This is a genomic window from Clostridium sp. CM028, assembly GCF_030585565.1.
Lineage (GTDB): Bacteria > Bacillota > Clostridia > Clostridiales > Clostridiaceae > Clostridium_AD > Clostridium_AD estertheticum_B.
Window position 1 is genome coordinate 993,221 of record NZ_CP077766.1, and the last position, 19,894, is coordinate 1,013,114.

The 19,894-nt window shown below is 31.6% G+C and carries 17 protein-coding genes and 1 other annotated feature; of the genes, 3 read left to right on the forward strand and 14 right to left on the reverse strand.

Annotated elements, in window-relative coordinates:
* The first annotated feature begins 29 nt into the window (after nucleotides 1-29).
* Nucleotides 30-284, forward strand: a binding site (T-box leader).
* A gap of 112 nt (nucleotides 285-396) precedes the next feature.
* Complete coding sequence (gene brnQ / locus KTC94_RS04735) at nucleotides 397-1,734, forward strand: branched-chain amino acid transport system II carrier protein (protein ID WP_220320084.1); 1,338 nt, start codon at nucleotides 397-399, stop codon at nucleotides 1,732-1,734.
* Nucleotides 1,735-2,194: 460 nt separating this feature from the next.
* On the forward strand, nucleotides 2,195-3,580 hold the full coding sequence (locus KTC94_RS04740; protein ID WP_220320074.1) for a L,D-transpeptidase family protein: 1,386 nt from the start codon (nucleotides 2,195-2,197) through the stop codon (nucleotides 3,578-3,580).
* Nucleotides 3,581-3,747: 167 nt separating this feature from the next.
* On the opposite strand, the gene KTC94_RS04745 is transcribed toward KTC94_RS04740, so the two are convergent.
* The 14 genes from KTC94_RS04745 to tlp form a co-directional block, all read right to left on the reverse strand.
* The gene (locus KTC94_RS04745) at nucleotides 3,748-5,160 is read right to left on the reverse strand and encodes a sodium:alanine symporter family protein (protein ID WP_216303763.1); all 1,413 of its coding nucleotides are present in this window, start codon (nucleotides 5,158-5,160) and stop codon (nucleotides 3,748-3,750) included.
* A gap of 508 nt (nucleotides 5,161-5,668) precedes the next feature.
* Complete coding sequence (gene dltD / locus KTC94_RS04750; RefSeq protein ID WP_220286950.1) at nucleotides 5,669-6,862, reverse strand: D-alanyl-lipoteichoic acid biosynthesis protein DltD; 1,194 nt, start codon at nucleotides 6,860-6,862, stop codon at nucleotides 5,669-5,671.
* Nucleotides 6,862-7,101: a phosphopantetheine-binding protein gene (locus tag KTC94_RS04755; protein ID WP_216303021.1), complete on the reverse strand. Its 240-nt coding sequence runs from the start codon at nucleotides 7,099-7,101 to the stop codon at nucleotides 6,862-6,864. The genes dltD and KTC94_RS04755 overlap by 1 nt, the downstream gene beginning before the upstream one ends.
* Before the next feature lie 14 nt (nucleotides 7,102-7,115).
* Nucleotides 7,116-8,261, reverse strand: a complete 1,146-nt coding sequence (dltB, locus tag KTC94_RS04760) for a D-alanyl-lipoteichoic acid biosynthesis protein DltB (protein ID WP_216303020.1) — start codon at nucleotides 8,259-8,261, stop codon at nucleotides 7,116-7,118.
* A complete protein-coding gene (gene dltA, locus KTC94_RS04765) occupies nucleotides 8,262-9,737 on the reverse strand; it encodes a D-alanine--poly(phosphoribitol) ligase subunit DltA (protein ID WP_220320073.1) in 1,476 nt (491 codons plus the stop codon).
* A gap of 740 nt (nucleotides 9,738-10,477) precedes the next feature.
* Nucleotides 10,478-11,851 (reverse strand): sensor histidine kinase KdpD, encoded by a 1,374-nt coding sequence (locus tag KTC94_RS04770; protein WP_216303018.1) that lies wholly within the window; start codon nucleotides 11,849-11,851, stop codon nucleotides 10,478-10,480.
* Nucleotides 11,842-12,501, reverse strand: a complete 660-nt coding sequence (locus tag KTC94_RS04775; protein ID WP_216303017.1) for a response regulator transcription factor — start codon at nucleotides 12,499-12,501, stop codon at nucleotides 11,842-11,844. Before KTC94_RS04775 ends, KTC94_RS04770 begins: the two co-directional genes overlap by 10 nt.
* Nucleotides 12,502-12,618: 117 nt before the next feature.
* Entirely contained in the window at nucleotides 12,619-13,122 is a 504-nt protein-coding gene (locus KTC94_RS04780) for a NisI/SpaI family lantibiotic immunity lipoprotein (RefSeq protein WP_220320072.1), read from the reverse strand.
* A 12-nt stretch (nucleotides 13,123-13,134) separates the two neighbouring features.
* Complete coding sequence (locus KTC94_RS04785) at nucleotides 13,135-13,878, reverse strand: lantibiotic immunity ABC transporter MutG family permease subunit (protein WP_220320071.1); 744 nt, start codon at nucleotides 13,876-13,878, stop codon at nucleotides 13,135-13,137.
* Between the two features lies 1 nt (nucleotide 13,879).
* Complete coding sequence (locus KTC94_RS04790) at nucleotides 13,880-14,605, reverse strand: lantibiotic immunity ABC transporter MutE/EpiE family permease subunit (RefSeq protein ID WP_220320070.1); 726 nt, start codon at nucleotides 14,603-14,605, stop codon at nucleotides 13,880-13,882.
* On the reverse strand, nucleotides 14,605-15,312 hold the full coding sequence (locus tag KTC94_RS04795) for a lantibiotic protection ABC transporter ATP-binding protein (protein ID WP_216303013.1): 708 nt from the start codon (nucleotides 15,310-15,312) through the stop codon (nucleotides 14,605-14,607). Before KTC94_RS04795 ends, KTC94_RS04790 begins: the two co-directional genes overlap by 1 nt.
* 214 nt (nucleotides 15,313-15,526) lie before the next feature.
* Nucleotides 15,527-16,753: a D-alanyl-D-alanine carboxypeptidase family protein gene (locus KTC94_RS04800; protein ID WP_220320083.1), complete on the reverse strand. Its 1,227-nt coding sequence runs from the start codon at nucleotides 16,751-16,753 to the stop codon at nucleotides 15,527-15,529.
* A gap of 210 nt (nucleotides 16,754-16,963) precedes the next feature.
* On the reverse strand, nucleotides 16,964-18,133 hold the full coding sequence (locus KTC94_RS04805) for an amidohydrolase (protein ID WP_220320069.1): 1,170 nt from the start codon (nucleotides 18,131-18,133) through the stop codon (nucleotides 16,964-16,966).
* Nucleotides 18,134-18,366: 233 nt separating this feature from the next.
* A complete protein-coding gene (gene tlp, locus KTC94_RS04810; RefSeq protein WP_216303011.1) occupies nucleotides 18,367-18,594 on the reverse strand; it encodes a small acid-soluble spore protein Tlp in 228 nt (75 codons plus the stop codon).
* A 202-nt stretch (nucleotides 18,595-18,796) separates the two neighbouring features.
* Here tlp and KTC94_RS04815 point away from each other — a divergent pair, with 202 nt between their 5' ends.
* Nucleotides 18,797-19,855 (forward strand): AI-2E family transporter, encoded by a 1,059-nt coding sequence (locus tag KTC94_RS04815; RefSeq protein WP_258876427.1) that lies wholly within the window; start codon nucleotides 18,797-18,799, stop codon nucleotides 19,853-19,855.
* Nucleotides 19,856-19,894: the final 39 nt, after the last annotated feature.

Sequence of the window (19,894 nt, forward strand, 5' to 3'; positions counted from 1 at the left end):
AATATGATATATTCTTTTTTAATATAACTTATAATTTGATGACGAGAAAGAGTACGTTTTAGTATCTGTTCTAAAGAGAGTTGACATTTGGTGAGAGTCAACGTTCAGTCTATATCCGAAAATCATCTCTGAGAAGTAAACCTGAAATCTAATAAGGTTTAATGGTTGTCCACCATTACAAGGAACAGATATCGATTGGTATCTTGCTAAGTGCTATTAAAGTTATTCATTATAATTTTAATAGATTTAGGGTGGTAACACGTGCATACTCGCTCGTCCCTTTTATAGGGACGGGCTTTTTTTATTTTTAAAGGGGGTGGTTTAGTGGATAGCGACATTGATATTAGCGATATAATACTAAAATTTAAAAAAAATAATATTTTTGGAGGAATTACTATGAATAAATTATCAAGAAAAAGTTTAATGCTAGTTAGTTTAATGCTATTTTCAATGTTTTTTGGAGCTGGAAACTTAATCTTCCCTCCTGTACTTGGACAAATGTCAGGTACAAATCTTTTACTTTCGTTATCTGGCTTCCTTGCTTCTGCAGTAGGTCTACCGATCCTGGCTGTAGCTGTTGTTGCAAAAGCTGATGGTCTTCAAAATTTAGCTGGCAGAGTTAATAAAACCTTTGCGCTTATTTTCACATTGTTAATATATTTATCAATTGGACCATTTTTAGGCATACCTCGTGCTGCTAGTTTGTCTTTTGAAACAAGCATAGCACCATTTTTACCAGCATCAGTTATTGGTGGAGCTTTATCTCTTTTTCTATATACATTGTGTTTCTTTGGTTTAGCTTTTTGGCTAAGTATGAATCCTAATAAATTAATGGATCGTTTTGGGAAGGTACTAACCCCCGCTATCTTAATACTTATATTAATTGTATTTATAGGTAGTTTAGTAAAACCAATTGGTAGCTTCAATGCTCCAATTGGAGATTATGCTAGCTTTCCTGTGTTAAAAGGATTCTTGGATGGATACATGACTATGGATGCCATCGCTGCACTTAATTTTGGTATAGTTGTTGCATTAGTTTTAAAGAAACAAGGAATTACAGATGAAAAAGCTTTAAGCTCCTATACAATAAAAGCTGGACTTATAGCTGGTCTTGTTTTAACTGTAATATATCTAATGCTTTCATGCCTAGGCGCTGCTGCTCAAACTAGATTTGGTGCTACAAAAAATGGAGCGCAAACATTAACAAATGTAGTATCTTACCTTTTTAATGCAAATGGTCTTATAATACTTGGTTTAACTTTTGGACTTGCTTGCCTTACAACTTGTGTTGGTCTTATAACATCATGTAGTGAATACTTCTCAAGGATGGTTCCAAAGGTTAACTATAAAATTTGGGTTACTGCAATAACACTATTTAGTATGTTATTTGCAAATGTAGGCTTAACTAAACTATTAAGTATATCTGTACCTGTTTTAACAGTCATATATCCTATGGCGATAGTACTTATTGTACTTGCATTCTCCCATAACCTATTTAAAGGTTATAGCTCTGTATATTCTTTCAGCATGCTATTTACTGCTGTTTTTAGTATATTTGATTCATTAGATCAAGTTGGACTTAAAATGTCATTTTTGAGTTCTATACCTTTATTTAAGCAGGGTCTTGTTTGGGTAGTTCCATCGTTAGTTGGTGCTGTAATAGGGTGGTTTTTTAGCATGGTAAAAGAATCTTCTTTTTCAAAAGAAATCTCTTTAAATAAATATAATAAATAATAAAATTCAAGGGGATGCCACAACCGTGTGCATTCCTTTAATTTTTGTCTAGTACAATTTTTCCTTTTCCTTCATAACTCGCTAATAAAAACTTGTTGTGATATAATTAATCTAGTAGATCATTGCAAAGATACTATTTAAATTTCATATTGTTTAATTAACGGAGCGCCAACTAATTTTAATGTCTCATTAAATAATTAGTTAAGGGGTCTTTTTTAGTATGAAAAATAACAGTATTGATCTTACAACTGCAAATTTAAGTGAATTACTTTAGCACATTTCAGAAGGAAAGTCCTCCACTACTCTAAGTGAGGCGTTAGAGCACAATTCGTTAATCTTTGCTTTTATTAACGAATATTTTACATGAATGTAAAAATATTCGCTAAGGTTACTTTACATTTCCTACATATTGGAATATGATTAATATGAAATACTAAATTTACATTAAAAGAGGTGCCTCATGGAAATACAAACAATAAAACACAAAAAATCTATTCGCATTAGTATAATTTCTTTTTCTATTATCTTTGTTCTATATTTAGGTATGTCAATATATTTTAATAACCATTTTTATTTTGGTTCTGTAATTAATGGCATAAATGCTTCTGGTAAAACAGTAGATGAATTAGATAAAGCCTTATTATCAAAGTGCAAAACATATACACTGAACCTTCAAGAACGAAGTGGTGTGAATGAACAACTTAAAGCTGCTGACATTGGACTTAAATATAATGCAAAGGATAAAATTCAAGTTTTAAAAGACAGTCAGAATTCTTTTGCGTGGATTTATGAAGTTTTTAACTCAAAAGCTTCTGAACTACCTGACATAGTGACCTATGATGAAAAACTATTAAAAAAACATTTTGATAAACTCTCTTGTTTTGATAACAAGAAAGCAATTAAACCTAAAAATCCTAGTTTTAAATATTCAGATACCGGCTATGTGATCGTAAAAGAAATTATGGGAAACAAAATCAATAGCAAGCATTTGTATGCAAATGTAGTAAATGCAATTCTCAAAGGCGAAACAACAATAAATTTGGAGAAAACAAATCAATACATTAATCCAAAATATAATTCAAGTTCCAAAGAAGTTAAAAACACTAAAATTTTACTTGATAAATATGTAGCTTCAAAAATCACTTATACCTATGCTGGAGGTAAGGAAGTTTTAGACGGTTCTATAATACACAATTGGCTAGTAGTTAATGACAACCTTGCAATTTCATTTGATGAAAATAAAATGAAAGATTATGTAAGTGAACTGGCCAATCATTATAATACCTATGGCAATGAAAGAGATTTTGCTACATCATTCGGAACAACTGCAAAGGTTAGCGGTGGCGATTATGGATGGTTAGTTGATCGCACAGGTGAAGTCAATGATTTAATTGTATCTATAAAAGGTGGACAAACCATAACAAAGCAACCCAAGTATGCCCAAACCGCAGTATCTCATGGTGTAAATGATATCGGGAATACCTATGTGGAGATCAATTTGACAGAACAGCATATGTGGTTTTATAAGAATGGTGCTCTTATTGTAGATGGAGATGTTGTTACTGGTGATGTAAGCAGAAATACAGCAACACCACCAGGTGTTTATAAATTAAAAGATAAAGCAAAAAATACAAGCTTAAAGGGACCGGGTTACAATACACCTGTCAATTGCTTTATGCCATTTAATAATGGTATTGGAATACATGGTGCACCGTGGAAACACTCCTTTGGTGGAAATGTATATTTGACAAATGGTTCTCATGGTTGTATAAATGCATCAGACGATTTTGCAATGACGATATATAATAATATTGATGTTAATACTCCGGTTATTTGTTATAACTAGAGATTTAATAAAGTCTTTTTATAATATGTTTACCATTAAAAGCAAATCAAAAAAACGCAAGTTAGTTAACTTGCGTTTTTTTGATTTGCTTTTAGATTAAAGGTGTTAAATCATCACCTGCAGTGCTGAAATGTCGTTAAAATCATAGATTTTTAAAAAATAGGAAATTATTCTTCATCCCAACATTCCACATTTTTTAATCCTTCAATAGAGTTCTTTGTGAATACAGGATTCTTACCCTGCTTTTTCTGGAAGGTGTAGTCTTTTAATGCTGCAAAAGCAATTTTACCAAGTTGGAATATAGCGATTAAATTAATTATTGCCATTAAGCCCATAAATAAATCCGCTAAATCCCAAACTATTTGAATCTTTACTACAGAGCCAACAAAAACCATACCTACAACAGTAATTCTATATAATAAAACATATATTTTATTTGAGTTAATAAATTCTATATTTGTTTCGCCATAATAGTAATTTCCTACAATTGAGCTAAATGCAAATAAGAATATACATACAGCAATAAAGGTACTTCCCCAAGCCCCAACTTGTGAGCTTAAAGCATTTTGCGTAAGCTGTATTCCAGTTAATCCTTTAGTTGTATAAGTTCCAGATAATAATATTATAAATGCTGTTGCACTACATATTAAAATTGTGTCTGTAAATACTCCTAAAGTTTGAATCAGTCCTTGTTTTACAGGGTGAGTTACTTCTGCTGTTGCTGCCGCATTAGGAGCACTTCCCATTCCAGCTTCGTTTGAGAAAAGTCCTCGTTTAATTCCCATCATCATTGCCGCACCTACACCACCGCCTAAAGCTTGTTCAAAACCAAACGCACTTCTAAATATAAGTGAAATTACTGATGGTAGCGAAGAAATGTTTTTAAGAATAACAAATATAGCTACTAACAAGTATGCAACAGCCATTATAGGAACAATAATCTCTGAAACCTTAGCCACTCTTTGAACTCCACCAAAAATTATAATTGCTGTAGATATTGATAAAATTAAACCAGTAATTACAGTTTTAACACCAAAAGCTTCTTGAAAAGCAAGTGATATAGTGTTTGATTGAACAGAGTTAAATACAAGGCCAAAACATACTGTAATTAATATAGAAAAAACAATTCCCATCCATCTTTTATTAAGTGCTTTTTCCATATAGTATGCAGGCCCGCCCCTATAGCCATGTTTATCTTTAACTTTATAAATTTGAGCTAGAGTGCTTTCAACAAAGCTAGAAGCACCGCCTATTAAAGCAATTAGCCACATCCAAAATATTGCACCAGGACCACCAAGCGCTATAGCAATAGCAACTCCAGCAAGATTTCCAGTTCCAACTCTAGAAGCAGTACTTATGCAAAATGCTTGAAATGAAGATGTACCTTTCTTTTTATCAGATTTAGAAATAGATTTCCCCACACCTTCAGTTAAAAGAGAAATCATCTCTTTTAAATATCTAAATTGAACAAATTTTGTTTTAAAAGAAAAATATAGCCCCATAAAAATAAGTAGTGCAATAAGTATATAGGACCATAGAATATCATTTGTCTTTCCGATAATTGCTTGTAAAAAGTTCATCATTTTATCCTCCCCTTCTTTTGTAAATTTAATATTTTATAAATATGTATGAGTTAAATTCAAAGTTATTGTACCACAGAAAAACGTAAAACCCAAAAATTAGAATATTCCGAAAGTAATGTTTTTAAAATTATGTTAGATAATGTAGCTTCAAATTGGTTATATACAATGACTATTTTTTTTTTAAAACTTTAAACCTTTTTTCTTATTAACAAAAATATGAATATATTATTTATGCAAAATGCAAAATTCTTATTAATATTATCACCATTTTCAATTCGCGCTAAAGTAAACGCCATATGTTTTTAAAAAACCTCTCTGTAGCTACAGAGGCTACAGAGGGGTTTTTGTATTATTTAGAATGTTACATATAGATAGTACTGCATGCATAATTGTCTAGCTTTAAAATTGATTATATATATAAGAAATTTTAACATCTGGCTGAAATAAAAATACATAACTACAGCCTAAAATGACAATAATATAAATAGTTGTCATAAAAATTATATTAGTTTTCATTTTTGTTATAAAATTTATCAATAGCTTCATTAACATATACCCAACCTTTCCAGCCTAAGTGGGAACTATCCATTAGAAAGTATTTTTCATTTTCATATTTTGAAAAATCAGCAACTTCAAATCCATAGGAATTAACCATAGTGTTTATTTTTTTATAATAAGCTAGCCTATCATTTTTATTAAATCCAGCATAGTCATACCACTCGCCGTTTACAGGAATATTTAGAAATAGTGGTTTAATTCCTTGTTCTTTACAAACATCTAGCAACAATTTAAAATCCTCATATTCTGGAGATACTTTATAAGAGTCCTTCTTCATAGACCCCTTTATTTCATGAAGATTTCCTCTAATCGCGTGTTTATACGCATTATTGTCCATACCAAATTTATTATTATTAGACTTTGATTCGGCAATCTCCGTAGCTTTTTTTAATTCCGCATTCCAGTTAATATTTGTATGCTGCGTCGCATTATATTTTGCAAGTTTAGGCTTAAGATATTTAATGCTATTTATATTGTCCTTTAACATTAATTGCTCGTATCTTATCCTGTAATAAGGAGTCATCAAATATCTCTTAGATGTACTTAATAAGTCATTATTACTATAAAGAGAGCAGTAGTCTCTCATAATATCAAAGTGTTTATTGGCCTTTTTGTCAGTAATTGATATTATTCTTTTAGAAAACTCTTGCTTTGTAGTTAAACTAATATCCTTATTAAACAAAAATCCATATACCTGTGCTTCAGAAGAATTGGCTTCGAACTCATTTTCATTAATGCCGTTCTTTAAAAACCATTGTGGAGAAAGTACGAAAACCACTTTTTCCCCCTTAAGTTCCTTACCAATTGCTCCAAAATTAGCAGTATGTACTAAGGATTTATAACCTCCTTGTCCTATAAGATTGATTTGGAAACCATTTTTTTTATCATTAAAAACTTTAATTGGATGAGTAGAATATGCAGTAGTCTTTACAACTTCAGAGGAACCAAACATAAAAAGATTATCACCTTGTCTTGCTCCCATGCTTTGAAGTGCTACGCTTTTAAATTTATATGCAGATAAATTTTCTCCGAATTTATCATAATATTTTTTTGAAATAAGACCTTTATAATAGCTTTGATAACAAAATAAAAAACCAATACTAATAATAATAGAACAAGCGAAAGCTATGACCTTTTTCATTACATTCTACATTCAGAGAGAGTTTGAATGTAGTCAATAATTTTGTTTGGTGTTTCTATATCTCCTCTTTCAACAATTGCAGGATCAAGTTTGATTTTAGCTTTATCCTCTAATTCTACAATCAGTTCAATAATTCCTAATGAATCCAATCTTCCGCTATCAAATAAATTCACATCACTTTCGTTATGTAAATCCTCACCAGTAATTTCTTCTAATATACTATAAATTAATTCTTGCATATAAATTCCTCCTTCTATTTAAATAAATATCCTGAAAATATTAAAAAACTAAAACATATCAAATTAAAAGTTACAAAAGTCGAAGCAATTTTAAAATAACCCTTTCCTTTGATTTTTTTGTAGAGTACTTTTCTCTGAAAATAATCTGTAACTATGATTAAAATCCCATGGAAGGCACCGTAAACAACATAATTCAACTGAATCCCATGCCATAGCCCCATGGTTATCATGTTTATCATGAAACCAATGTAGGAAGCTGTATATCTACTCTTGAACCACTTTTTCTTAATGGCAGTCATTACGAATCTATTATAAATAAAATCTCTAAACCAAAAAGATAAGCTCATGTGCCATCTGTTCCAAAAATCTTTTATATCTTTACTTATAAATGGAAGATTAAAGTTTTCAGGCGTTTTTATTCCCATTATGTAGCTTACGCCTATTGCAATTAAACTGTAACCGGCAAAATCGAAAAACAAATAAAAGCTATAAGAATACATATATTTAGTTGCATTTATTAAAGTGTGTGGTCTTAATGATATTACATTAATAAAATGTTGTTGTATATAATATCCTATTAAGAATTTGTAACCTATTCCCTGTAGAATCTTAAATAGTCCATCACCTAAATATTCAACATATTGTCTGGGCTTTATAACCTTATTGCTTTCCTCAGTAAATCTAAGTGAGCGGTCAATGGGTCCAGAACTTAATGTTGGAAAAAATAACATAAAATAAGCAAGATCAAAAATATTTATTTTGGTAATATACCCATCAAAAATTTGTATTAACATCTGAATAACTTTGAAAGTTAAATAAGAAATCCCTAGAAATCCAAGCTCTCTGTGTATAAGTATATTGCTAAACTTTGAGTAGATTAAAGGTGACAGGCCTATAAATATCATTATCCAAAGTAACCATCTTTGTTTAAACTTTTTCACTATAAAGCTGTAAATAATAATTAACAAAAATTCCATTATAAAAAATATAATTAAATATTTAATTTGCTGTTTTGATTTACCAAAAATTAAATACATCATAAATAAGCTAGCCGGTAGTCCATACCATTTTATCCTTTTGCCAAGCAAACCAACAACAATTGCTGGAATTAGCACTAAAATCATTATATAGAAATACAAAAAATCTCCATAAGGAAGCATTTAAAATTCCTCCATTATCTTTTTTCTGTCGATTTTTCCATTTCCATTTATCGGTAGAACTTCTACTACCTTTACTTTGCGAGGTATCATATATGAAGGCAGTAAATCCTTCAAGGAATTTTTAACTAAGATAATTATGTTTCCTTCATATTTATCATTTAGCACTACAGCTGTTGCTAAATATTTAATTTTACCTCTTTCTTTAATAGGTACTACAACTGCATTTTTAATGAAAGGAAGTATTCTTATATTGTTTTCAATATCTTCAATTTCCACTCTATAACCATGAAGTTTAATTTGATTATCTATTCGTCCCTCATAATATAATAGACCATTAACTATATAACCCGTATCTCCGGTCCTGTATCCCCTCTTTTTAACATCTAAAATTTCTTTTTCAAAAAAATTTTTTTCTGTTAAAATAGGCTCAGCAAAGTACCCTATACTTACACTATCACCTACTATTAATATTTCATTTGTATTTTCTTCTATGATTATTTCACAGTCTTTTTTTACGTACCCAACTGGAAGCTTTTCTTTACTTAAAAGCATTTCTTTCTTTATTTCAATTGCAGTTACTGCTACTGTTGCCTCTGTTGGCCCATAGAAATTTATTATTTTAATTTTAGGGAATCTTTCGAATAATTTTCTTACGCATTCCTTAGAAAGTGTTTCTCCACAGAATAACAACTGCCTCAATTTGGGTAATAACTTTTCATTAAATTGCTCACTTTGTAAACACATTTCTGCGAAGGACGGAGTGGAAACCCAAGTTGTAATTCCCGAAGACTTAAAATCAATAAAAAGCTCAGGTAAATTAGCTATCATCTCTTTATCAATACTATATAGTATTGAACAAGAAACCAATGATAAATAAGTATCCATAACAGATAAATCAAAAGAAAAAGGTGCTTGATTCATAAATATTTTATCTTTTTTATCAGTTAAATCCATACTCCAATCAATGAAGCTTTGAATACAATTTTTAGTTATCTGAACTCCCTTTGGATTACCAGTACTTCCTGAAGTATATATAATATAATAAACTTCTTCATCCTTAATTCTATAACCTATATTTGGTATTTTATTCCCATGTTGTAATAAATGTTCTTCTATTTCACTCTTATTCAATATTGTTTCTGCTGGAATATCAATTAAATCATCTGATGTGTTTATAATTAGTTTAGCACCAGAAATAAATACAATATCTTTAAGCCTTGTAGTTGGTGTTGAGCTATCCACTGGAATATATGCATGTCCACTTTTTACACAAGCTAAAAAACAGATAAGCATTAAATGATCTTTATGTCCAAAAACTATTATTGGAGTTTTATCTTTTCCAAATAAATCTATAATATTTACAGCAAGTGAATCAGATTTTGTTTTTAATTCCCTATAGGTTAAGTTACTATTCCTATACATATGAGCTACTTTATCGCCAGTACTGTAACTTTCGATTTTATCAATAAAGTCCATAAATGTGCCTCCTCTCTATATTTCAAAAATCTATGTTTTCTTTTATTTCCTATTCGCTAAGCAATAATTATGTACATTATATAATCTAAATATATTAATAACTCTAAACATTCTATTTAACATAATTCAATGTTTTTGTTTACACACATACATTCGTTTTGCTTAATTATCCACTTTCCCTTGCCTCCATTTATATTCGCTCTTACAATTTATGGTATAACGCTACTCTATGTAAAACTTCCCATGTAATTATAAGGCATATTGGGTACAAATGTATACATAAAAGTAAAAAAATAAATAAAATTGTATATTGCAATATAAAATATCCGAAAATTTCAAGATAAATATAATATTAAATTGTAATGGTTTTTGCTCCATCATGTTGGCAGATAAACCGTTTAAAATTTTTCAACAAAGTAAAATGCATATTCCTTGCTTTCTTATATTACAAGAAGGAGTTTAAGAAAATTGTAATTAAACCTTAAGATTTCTTAAGATTAGAGTATACAACTTACCAAAGAGAACTAAAATACTCTGTAATATCGTTCAATTTTGTAGACCCTTTCTACTTTAGAGTAAAATAGAAACAAAAAAAATTCTATGCTTATTTAAAAAAGCCCTCAAATGATTGGTTTTCAATCGCTTGAGGACTTTCTTTATCTGTATGACCTTCCCTTTAGAAAGACCTGTAGCTTTAATTATTATATTCTGAACTTGCTGTCAAAAAAATCACCAATCCCCTATTCACAAATTGGAATCTCTATTGTTACCTGTGCGCCACCAGTTACAAGTGAATTATCCATATGGAGGGTCCCCCCATGGAGATTTACAAATGATTGGGTAATGTACATCCCTATCCCATAATGACTTTTCGATGCGCGGCTACAATCACCCATATAAAATTGTTTTGTGGCTGATTTGATATCCTCGCTTGAAAAACCCTTTCCACCGTCTGTTGTAATGAATCTTATTTTATTATCCATGGATTTTACCTCAAAATAAATTTTTCCGTTACTTGGGGAGTAATCCACCGCATTTGAAATAACATTCATAATGGCACGTTGAAGTAGCAACTTATCAATCATAATCGACCTAGGAATATAAGTTTTAGTAAACTCAACTTTAAGTCCCTTGGTATTTGCAATGGCTTCAAGCTGCTCTTGAATTGTGCCAATAAAATTTTCAAAATCTATCCTTTCCAGTTGTAGAAAAAGAGTTTTTTCTGAATTTGAAATATCAATCAGTGTTTTGATATACTGATCAATCTGCCTTGTATTTGTTGAAATATAATCAATATATTCCTGTTGCTCCTTATCTAATGTTGAATCAGACAGCAATTCAGCATTTCCTTTGATAATTGTTAGTGGAGTTTTAAGATCATGGGCAAGAGCGGAAATCTGCTCCTTCTTTGCTTGTTCTATATTCCATTGCTGTTCTAATGATTTTTTTAATTCTGTTTTCATGTCTGATATTGATAAAAGTACATCATTGAATTCTTTAATTCCTGAACATTTTATGTCAAAGTCCAAATCCTGCTCCTTGATTTTTTCAGTAGCTTGCAGGAGGGGCCTTAGATGCTTATTTAGGTTTTTCGCATAAATAGTAGTAATGATTAAAATAATGAAAAAATATAAAGCGGCAAAAGTTATAATCATGATTTTTTCGGGATCCGGTAAATGCTTATTTAAAAACTCAGATTGGTAGCTCATTTGAACATAGTACTCTAAAACACAAAACCCATCTTCCCTTTCAATGAAATAGTAGTTCTTTTTGCTTACACTTTTAAGGTAAGTACCCTTAGCATATTCTGTTGCGGTAAGTAAGTCCTGACCCTCTAAATTTGTTTTTACAACCTGATATTCTTTATCGAAAACAGCAAATTTACATCCATAGGGTATCATGTTTTCTGTGATTTTCGGTGTAGATGCAAGTAATGGTTTAGCGCTCCTAGCCAAATCCTCGCAGTAACTCGGTATAAGAATCACACCATTTCTTACGCCTAGATTAAAAATTCCCATATATACTCCTGCGAAAACAATAAATGTAACTCCTAAAATTAATAGATACTTAAAAAAGACCGCCTTTAACGTAAAAGCTTTTTTCTTTACTTCCATTTGTACCCTATCCCCCATACCGTCTCAATTGGTGACAGTTCAAACACAGCTATCTTTGCCCGTATGTTTTTAACGTGCTCCGTAATAGCTGAGCTGTCACTTTCTCCATCATACCCATAAACACCTTCGTATATTTTGTCCTTTGAAAAAACCTGGCCTTGATTTCTGGCAAGAAATTCGCATATGTTATATTCACTTTTGGTAAAAGGAATTTTTTTATCATCCACTAAAATGTCCTTACCAGCTAAATCAAACTTCACCCCGGATACACAAAGAGTAATTCGCCTTTCACGGTTTTCCCGCCTAAGATAAGCATTTACTCTGGCTCTTAGTTCCCCCACTCCAAATGGTTTTGTAATGTAATCATCCGCGCCAAGCCCTAACCCGTACATAATATCTATTTCCATAGTTTTTGCTGTAAGAAAAATAATAGGACAGTCTACAATACCACGAATCTCCTTACAAAAAGTAAATCCATCCATACCCGGCATCATGACATCAAGTAAAATCAAATCAAAGTTTGAAAATTCACTAGTTAAAATTTTTTCAGGATTCACAACTGTAGTTACCAAATGATTATCTTTCTGAAGAATATTTTTAATTAAAGCCAGGATATCAGGTTCATCATCGATAACCAAAATTTTTGCCATATTCCTCACTCCTCGCATGTTGTCTATAACTAGTATAACGTCAAAATATTATCCAATCAACTTATATTATCCATAAATTCCAAATCATAGCGAAGCTTATTATAAGCACTTTTATTTTTACTCCGCAGGAGATAATTTGATGGCTGTTTTATCAGTAGACGCGCTTCCTACAGGCATCGCTTTGTAAAAGTTGTTATCAACTTGGACGGCGATGGCTTCTTTACTATCTATACCTTTTATTGAACAAACACTTTGAAAAGATACAATAAACTTTGCATTTTGGGGAAGATCCTTTTTTACATCCTCTATTGTTAATTGGGCAGACAAATCAATTTCCTTTTGTTTAAGTATACAATTATTTTTATCAAGAACTGCCACTTTGTCAATAATTCCGTTCCATCCCCCAAGTTTAGACCGATCCAATGAAACATTTGAAATTTGATAAGTTATTTCCTTATAACTGATTTGCGTAGCATTTTTAGCATTGACCTTGCAAACAATTTTATCTTTAAGTGCATATGTCCTTACTTTTTTAATTATAGTATCTTTTGCAAAATACCCTATTACTAATGTACAAAACAAAACTGTGAACAAAAGTACAAATCCTCTTTTTATCTTCATAACAATTCCTTCTTATTCATATGACTTTCTTCCTTCCCATTTTTTGAACCAAAATAAACTTGCAACAAAGGCTATACATACGGCAAATAACATGACAAATAATCCTTGCTTCGTATCAAGCGTTACAACAGCACTTGTAAAATGATCGGCCCACTCTGCAACGAGATAATCGCAAAATCTCACGCTCCATGCGCATGGAATGAAATGCCATATCTTATCTCCAAGACCAGTAATCATCAGCGCAGAAATCAGACTTTCGAAAACTCCAAGCCCTGTGGAAGCTCCTTTTCCAAATTGAAGACTTATGAACATATGCAATATATAGATGAATATATTTCCTAGAACTAATGCTCCTGCGGCTTTCAAGTAAAATATAATGGGCATTGTTTGGAATCCAAGTGCAAAGATTCCTACAGCAAGTGTTATAGAAAAACTTCCCAATAAAAGTAAAATGATTAGCTTACTCAAATACGTGGTGCATTTTGATTTTGTACTGCACAGTAGTGTTTGAAAATTTCCAGCTTGCTCTTCCTGCTCAATTACTATCCCACTGATTATTCCTATCAGCAAAGGAAATGCAATTGCTAGGACCTCCAGATACCCGCTTATTTTTTTTACTGCGCTCCATGAATATAATCTATAATACGCCAAAAACATGAATGCTCCCGCTAGTGGAATAAGTAAATGAATCCACGGAATAGAAGTGTGTCTTAATTTATAAAAATCCGATTTTATACATCTAAGTAAAGCAATCATATTAATTAACCTCCTGTTTTTCAAACCAATTAGCGGTAACAATCAGTAGCAAGATAAACAGAGCAACTGACAGCATAATTCCAATTGGAATCACGACTGGATTTCGTAGCGGATCTCCTATGCCTGCTAGCTCTCCATTTGGCAAAATTCCAAGAACGGAACACATAATACGTGACGTCCAACTATAAGGAGAAATCCACCACATTGATGTACTTACAGCCATAACATTTAATACAGTTCCAACTCCAGCGTTTATCAAAACCGTCCCTAGCATTCCCAGTTTCTTCGCTAAAAACATACAAAGTGGAATCTGCCATAAAGATGTAACTGCAATCAAACCAGCTCCGGCAAATGCACTAAAAGCCGGTACGGGAGTGATCCTTAGATAACTTCCTAAAAAAATTCCAACTATAAAAACCATACATGAGAAAGTCATATAAATCCCGTTTGCCAAAACTTTTGAAATCCACACTTTTTTTAGTGAAATTGGCAGACCAAATACAGCCCTATAGCGTAACTTTTTTTGCTCCTTTTCGTTAGTCATTACTGCCATTATTGAAATATATCCGGGCAAAATCATCATGTACCACCAATTGAAGCTATTGGATTCAAAATATTTTCCGGTCATAAATCCAAATAACAAAGTAACTATAGGTGCGATAATAATCAGTTTTTTTATAAATGTTCTCTTACATTTCAAATTTTCAGCCTGTAAATATTTAAGCATTATAAATCCTCCTTCCTGTTCTTTTTCACAACCTCTGTGAAAAGCACCTCCAAATCTTCACCAGGATTAATTTTTCCGTTATACCCGAGTACCCCATTGCTTATGATGCCAATGTGATCTGCAATAAGTTCAACCTCAGACAATATATGACTGGAGAGGATGACTGTCATTCCCTGCGCCGGGAATGAACATATTAACTCACGTAAATCTTGTATTCCAAGAGGATCCAGACCATTTGTAGGCTCATCCAAAATTAGCAATTTGGGTTTATTTAGTAGTGCAATTGCAATTCCAAGCCTTTGCTTCATTCCCATAGAAAACTGTCCTGCCTGCTTTTTTCCTGTATTCGTCAAATCCACAATTTCCAGTACTTCTTTAATACGGGAATCTGGAAGTCCTAAAAGAATAGTTCGTACTTTCAGGTTTTCAACAGCCGTAAGATTTTCATAAAGAGGTGGAGATTCAATCAAAACTCCTATATTAGAAAGATCCTTCCTGCTCCACTCATGACCTTCGAAAATAATTTCTCCTGATGTTGGATGAAGCATTCCCGTAATCATTTTTAATAGAGTTGATTTTCCGGCACCATTCGGGCCTAGCAATCCATAGACAGAATTTTTCTCAATGGACAGCGAAATGTTGTTTACTGCACGCTGTTTTTTGAAAGTTTTGCAAAGATTTTTTGTTTGTAAAATGTAATTTTTCATATATACTCATCTTCCTTTCGTTTACTATAGTTTTATAATACTAAGTAATTATAAGGATTCTATAAGGATTTTGTTTTTTCTGCTATTAATTGAATTCTTAGAATGAATACTTCGCCTTGATGGCACTTACAGTACAGATACATCAGCCATCCACGTAAAAAAAGGCCCTATCATGGATTTAATATCCACAATACAGCCCTTTCTTCACTTCATTTTAAAAATTCCTTTTAAATCTATTGTTCCTTCTTTTTCTCTTATTTAAATTAATCATTCTTATTATAACCGCTATTCCTATTAAAAATAAAATAAATATCCCAGTAGCCATAATGTATATATGTATATTGTTTTTTAGTAAAGATCCTTTCGAAACTGTTGAATACAGCTTGTAAGTTTTGACCTTCCCTTTTTCAGTTAATGTCAAAGTTCCAACGCTCTTATTTCCTTTAAGACTAGATACAGACATACTGGTTAAGTTTATATTTTCGTTCAAATCTTTTTTGTTTGCTTCGTTGTTGTAATAGCTAACATCCTCTTTAGCTACCAGTGGTACACTAATAGTTTTCTCTGGACCAAAGAATCCAAGCGGTTTGTATTTTAATGTTTCAGTTCTTATTACAGAATTATTTGCATGTAATACTTCTTTCTGCAAATTATAGCTATAGTTAATTATGTTTTCCATATCATTGAAAACATAAGTGTCTTTGGCATCCATAACTGATCCCATAACAACCCCCATAATTTCTCTACCATTTCTTTCATAAAAGGCTACAAGACATCTTCCAGCTTGTGAAGTATATCCTGTTTTCCCACCAATACAACCATCTACGCCAAGAAGCTTGTTGCTATTTTCAATTTTAAATGTTGTACCTTTTGATGTTGATATGGTACTTTTCTTTTTAGTCATTGATTCTTTTACCCATGGGTTTAAAAATGCAGCTCTAGCCAATATACTCATATCATAAGGCGTAGTATAATGATTGGGACGCGAAAGCCCATTAGGAGTTACAAAATGAGTTCCTGTCATGTTCAATTGGGCTGCCTTATCATTCATCGTTTTCTCAAAGTTTGTACCATTTCCTGAGACGTCGTCTGCAATCATACAGGCCAGATCATTCGCTGAAAACAGTGACAGTCCATCCATTACGTCAGCACCTGACATAGTTTCATCAAGTCCAATTGGATGAAAATTAACATTTAATGAATCCGCAGGCTGGATTTTTGCACTTTGCGTATATTTTATTTCATCAGTTTTTTCCCTGTTCTCAGCGAGCAATAGCGCGGTCATTAACTTTGTTGTACTTGCTGGGTACGTTAGCTTGTCAACATTTTTCGCGTAAATTATTTCGCCAGTTGCAACATCTACAGTGATGGCTGCTTTCCCATATATTGTTGGTAAACTAGCAGTGTCATTACTACTAACTGCGAAAACATTTAAGTTCATAGAAAATACTAGAAATAAAACAATCAGAGTAAATTTTTTTTTGTATTTCAACTTTCATCTCTCCATTACTATAATTTATTTGCATTCATTATAAAATACAATTGAAAATAAGACTTTTCAACAGATAATATTTGATTGTATAAAGGTATATTATAGCACATATATGGTTATTAGCACATTACCATTTTAATCTTGTTTCATAAATCGACTTTATTTTTCTGTTAAAATAAGCAATGCGCGCCTACCGAGTTTCGCAAAATAATTTGAACTTGGTAGAATTGCCGCATCATCTACTGTAAATTTAGGATGATGAAGTGAATATGACACACCTGTACCTATACTAACAAATGCACCCTCTATTTGCTCTTGATAATAAGCAAAGTCTTCTCCAATTAGGGTTTGAGGAAGTTCCTTAATAACATATCCCTGTTCTTTTGCTACTTCTAATGCAACAGACGTCCACTTCGCTGTGTTATTTGTTGCTGGCGGTCCGCAATACCATTTTAGCTCGGCAGTTGCACCAAATGAGTCAGCCATTCCTTTAACTATTTGCAGCATTTTTTTAGGGACGAACTCACGTGTTTCAGCCTTAAGCGTCCTCACAGTTCCTTCAAAATAAGCTGTAGTGGGAATTACGTTCCATGTATTACCACTTTCCAAGTGAGTAACACTAATGAGTACCTGATCAAATGCACTAACATTACGACTAACAATTGTTTGTAATGCTGTAATCATATGAGCTGCAACAATAATCGGATCTGTTCCCTTTTCCGGTGATGACGCATGTGTTCCAGTGCCTGCAATTTCGACTTCAAAACGATCAACTGCTGCAGTCAAAGCTCCCACATTTGTTCCTAAACTGCCTACTTCTAAATCTGGTGAGCTATGCAATCCAAAAATTGCATCAACACCTGATAGGACTCCGCTTGCCAAAATGTCTTCTGCACCCTTCCCTATTTCTTCAGCTGGTTGAAATATAACCCGTACTGTTCCAGATAATGTTGATTCTTGTTGTTTTAATAAATAAGCTGCACCTAAAATAACAGTTGTATGAAAATCGTGTCCACAAGCATGCATTTTTCCAAAAACTTCTGACTTATAATCTAAATCTGTTTCTTCAATAATAGGCAACGCATCAATATCGCAACGAATTGCAATAATAGGCCCTTCCTTAAATCCTTTTATTTCTGCAACTAACCCTGTTTCAAGTGGTAGATCAAGTACACGAATTTGAGCTTCATTTAATAGCTTACGTAAAGTCTGCGTTGTTTTAAACTCCTCTTTAGATAACTCTGGATGCTTATGAAAATTATGACGTATCTCTATAAGTTTTTCTTCCAAATTATCATCAACACTTTTTAATAATATCTCATTCTTCATAAAATCATACCCCTTAAATTTATTTAAACACACGTATAAATTGAGCTTTATCTATCTTTTCTAATTTCTTACCATAATAACATGAAAATATAATAATAATTATAATTATCAAATTAAAGATGCTTAATATATACTGCGAAAGCAAATGAAATACCAGTATGTTTACATACAAAATTCATAAAAACGGTATAGCTAAATATTGCTATACCGTTTCTGATTATTGTATTCTTACTCTATCTATATCCGTTTTTTTTATCTATTGCCTCTTCTCTAATTTCTGTTCTCATGCCTGTAATAGCTTCTTTTCTTCTCTCATTCTTTTCCTCTAGTGAATTTATAATTTTTTCATCATCTGTTTTTTCAATAGCTTCTTCAGCAAGGTTAAAATTTTCAATAGAATTATCAATATTCTCCTGAATTTTATCTACATTATCTCTCCTGTCATCTGGTTTGTTTTTCATAATTTCATCTCCCCTTTTGTTTGATTTAATAAACTATCTTTTATTATTATATCTACAAAAATATTTATTATGCGACAAAACATTAAAAGAAGAAAGACAAAGACGTTAATGTTTAGATATATCTATTTGTTAGCAATGAATAAGTATATAGCTACATGCTCAAACTATATTATATGGAGTAAATCAAAGGAAGTGTATGACTATGCTTAAAAATAACATACTAAAAAATTTGCTGATTATTAATTTAATTTTTTTGGCCATACTTCTTTTCAGTAAGATGTTCTTTGTTCATAAAATTATAATTATACTTTTTAAATCATTTTTAACTCCTTTTATATTTTCTGTGTTTTTGTTTTATATTATGAACCCATTAAATACAATTTTCATGAAAAATGGTTTAAAACCAAGTACCTCAGCTCTATTAACATTAATCCTTGGAGTATCTATTGGCACAGGTGCTATAACCTTTTTTAGTAATTATATTGCAATTCAGTTTAATGGAACAATAGAAGAACTAACCAATTTTATGAAAAGCCAAGACCCTGTTAATCAAATAATGAATAAAATTAATAACTATATACCCCCTAAGATATATAAAACATTTGCCAATATAGCTAATACTTATACGCATAATTTGGGTCAAACCCTTATGTTTGCAGTAAAGTATGCAATGCACACATTTTCAACTCTATTTCTTGTGTTAATAATATTATTTTTTTTGCTTAAAGATGGTTGTAAATTTAAAGATAAAATCATGTGCATAACCCCTAAAAAGTATGGAAAACTTGTTCTGAAAATTCTTTCTGAGAGCAATAAGGTATTGGATGCTTATGTTACAGGTCAAGCAAAAGTAGCTCTTTCTTTATCCATTATGATATTTATTGCCTACAAAATAATAGGCATTCCCAATGCTCTACTTTTCTCCTCAATAACTTTTATTTTGGCTTTTATTCCTTTTATAGGTTTTTTTATTTCCATGATTATTCCCTCTATCATTGCTTTAAGCATGGGATTTCTCATGATAGTAAAACTTATTATTGTATTCATCATTGTACAAACTTTAAAAGGAAGGGTTGTTGTGCCTGCAATTATGTCTCATGCAATGAAAATTCACCCTCTAACTGACATCTTCTTAGTAATAGGTGCAGTTGCAGTAGGTGGACCATTGGCTGCCTTTGCTGTTGTCCCTATTTATGCCATTATTAAAACAATATTTTCTAACTTGTATGAATGCGGCATAATCAAAAAATTCAACAACTAATTCCACTTAAAAAAGATTTTAATTAAGTTCTGAAATTTA

Excerpts from the sequence above, each read along its gene's own strand:
- KTC94_RS04785 (WP_220320071.1), bottom strand. The coding sequence starts at position 13,878 with ATGATTGCTTTACTTAGATGTATAAAATCGGATTTTTATAAATTAAGA.
- KTC94_RS04770 (WP_216303018.1), bottom strand. The coding sequence starts at position 11,851 with ATGGAAGTAAAGAAAAAAGCTTTTACGTTAAAGGCGGTCTTTTTTAAG.
- KTC94_RS04800 (WP_220320083.1), bottom strand. The coding sequence starts at position 16,753 with ATGAACTTAAATGTTTTCGCAGTTAGTAGTAATGACACTGCTAGTTTA.
- tlp (WP_216303011.1), bottom strand. The coding sequence starts at position 18,594 with ATGAAAAACAAACCAGATGACAGGAGAGATAATGTAGATAAAATTCAG.
- brnQ (WP_220320084.1), top strand. The coding sequence starts at position 397 with ATGAATAAATTATCAAGAAAAAGTTTAATGCTAGTTAGTTTAATGCTA.
- KTC94_RS04815 (WP_258876427.1), top strand. The coding sequence starts at position 18,797 with ATGCTTAAAAATAACATACTAAAAAATTTGCTGATTATTAATTTAATT.
- KTC94_RS04780 (WP_220320072.1), bottom strand. The coding sequence starts at position 13,122 with ATGAAGATAAAAAGAGGATTTGTACTTTTGTTCACAGTTTTGTTTTGT.
- KTC94_RS04740 (WP_220320074.1), top strand. The coding sequence starts at position 2,195 with ATGGAAATACAAACAATAAAACACAAAAAATCTATTCGCATTAGTATA.
- KTC94_RS04755 (WP_216303021.1), bottom strand. The coding sequence starts at position 7,101 with ATGCAAGAATTAATTTATAGTATATTAGAAGAAATTACTGGTGAGGAT.
- dltB (WP_216303020.1), bottom strand. The coding sequence starts at position 8,261 with ATGCTTCCTTATGGAGATTTTTTGTATTTCTATATAATGATTTTAGTG.
- KTC94_RS04790 (WP_220320070.1), bottom strand. The coding sequence starts at position 14,605 with ATGCTTAAATATTTACAGGCTGAAAATTTGAAATGTAAGAGAACATTT.
- dltD (WP_220286950.1), bottom strand. The coding sequence starts at position 6,862 with ATGAAAAAGGTCATAGCTTTCGCTTGTTCTATTATTATTAGTATTGGT.
- KTC94_RS04775 (WP_216303017.1), bottom strand. The coding sequence starts at position 12,501 with ATGGCAAAAATTTTGGTTATCGATGATGAACCTGATATCCTGGCTTTA.
- KTC94_RS04805 (WP_220320069.1), bottom strand. The coding sequence starts at position 18,133 with ATGAAGAATGAGATATTATTAAAAAGTGTTGATGATAATTTGGAAGAA.
- dltA (WP_220320073.1), bottom strand. The coding sequence starts at position 9,737 with ATGGACTTTATTGATAAAATCGAAAGTTACAGTACTGGCGATAAAGTA.
- KTC94_RS04795 (WP_216303013.1), bottom strand. The coding sequence starts at position 15,312 with ATGAAAAATTACATTTTACAAACAAAAAATCTTTGCAAAACTTTCAAA.
- KTC94_RS04745 (WP_216303763.1), bottom strand. The coding sequence starts at position 5,160 with ATGAACTTTTTACAAGCAATTATCGGAAAGACAAATGATATTCTATGG.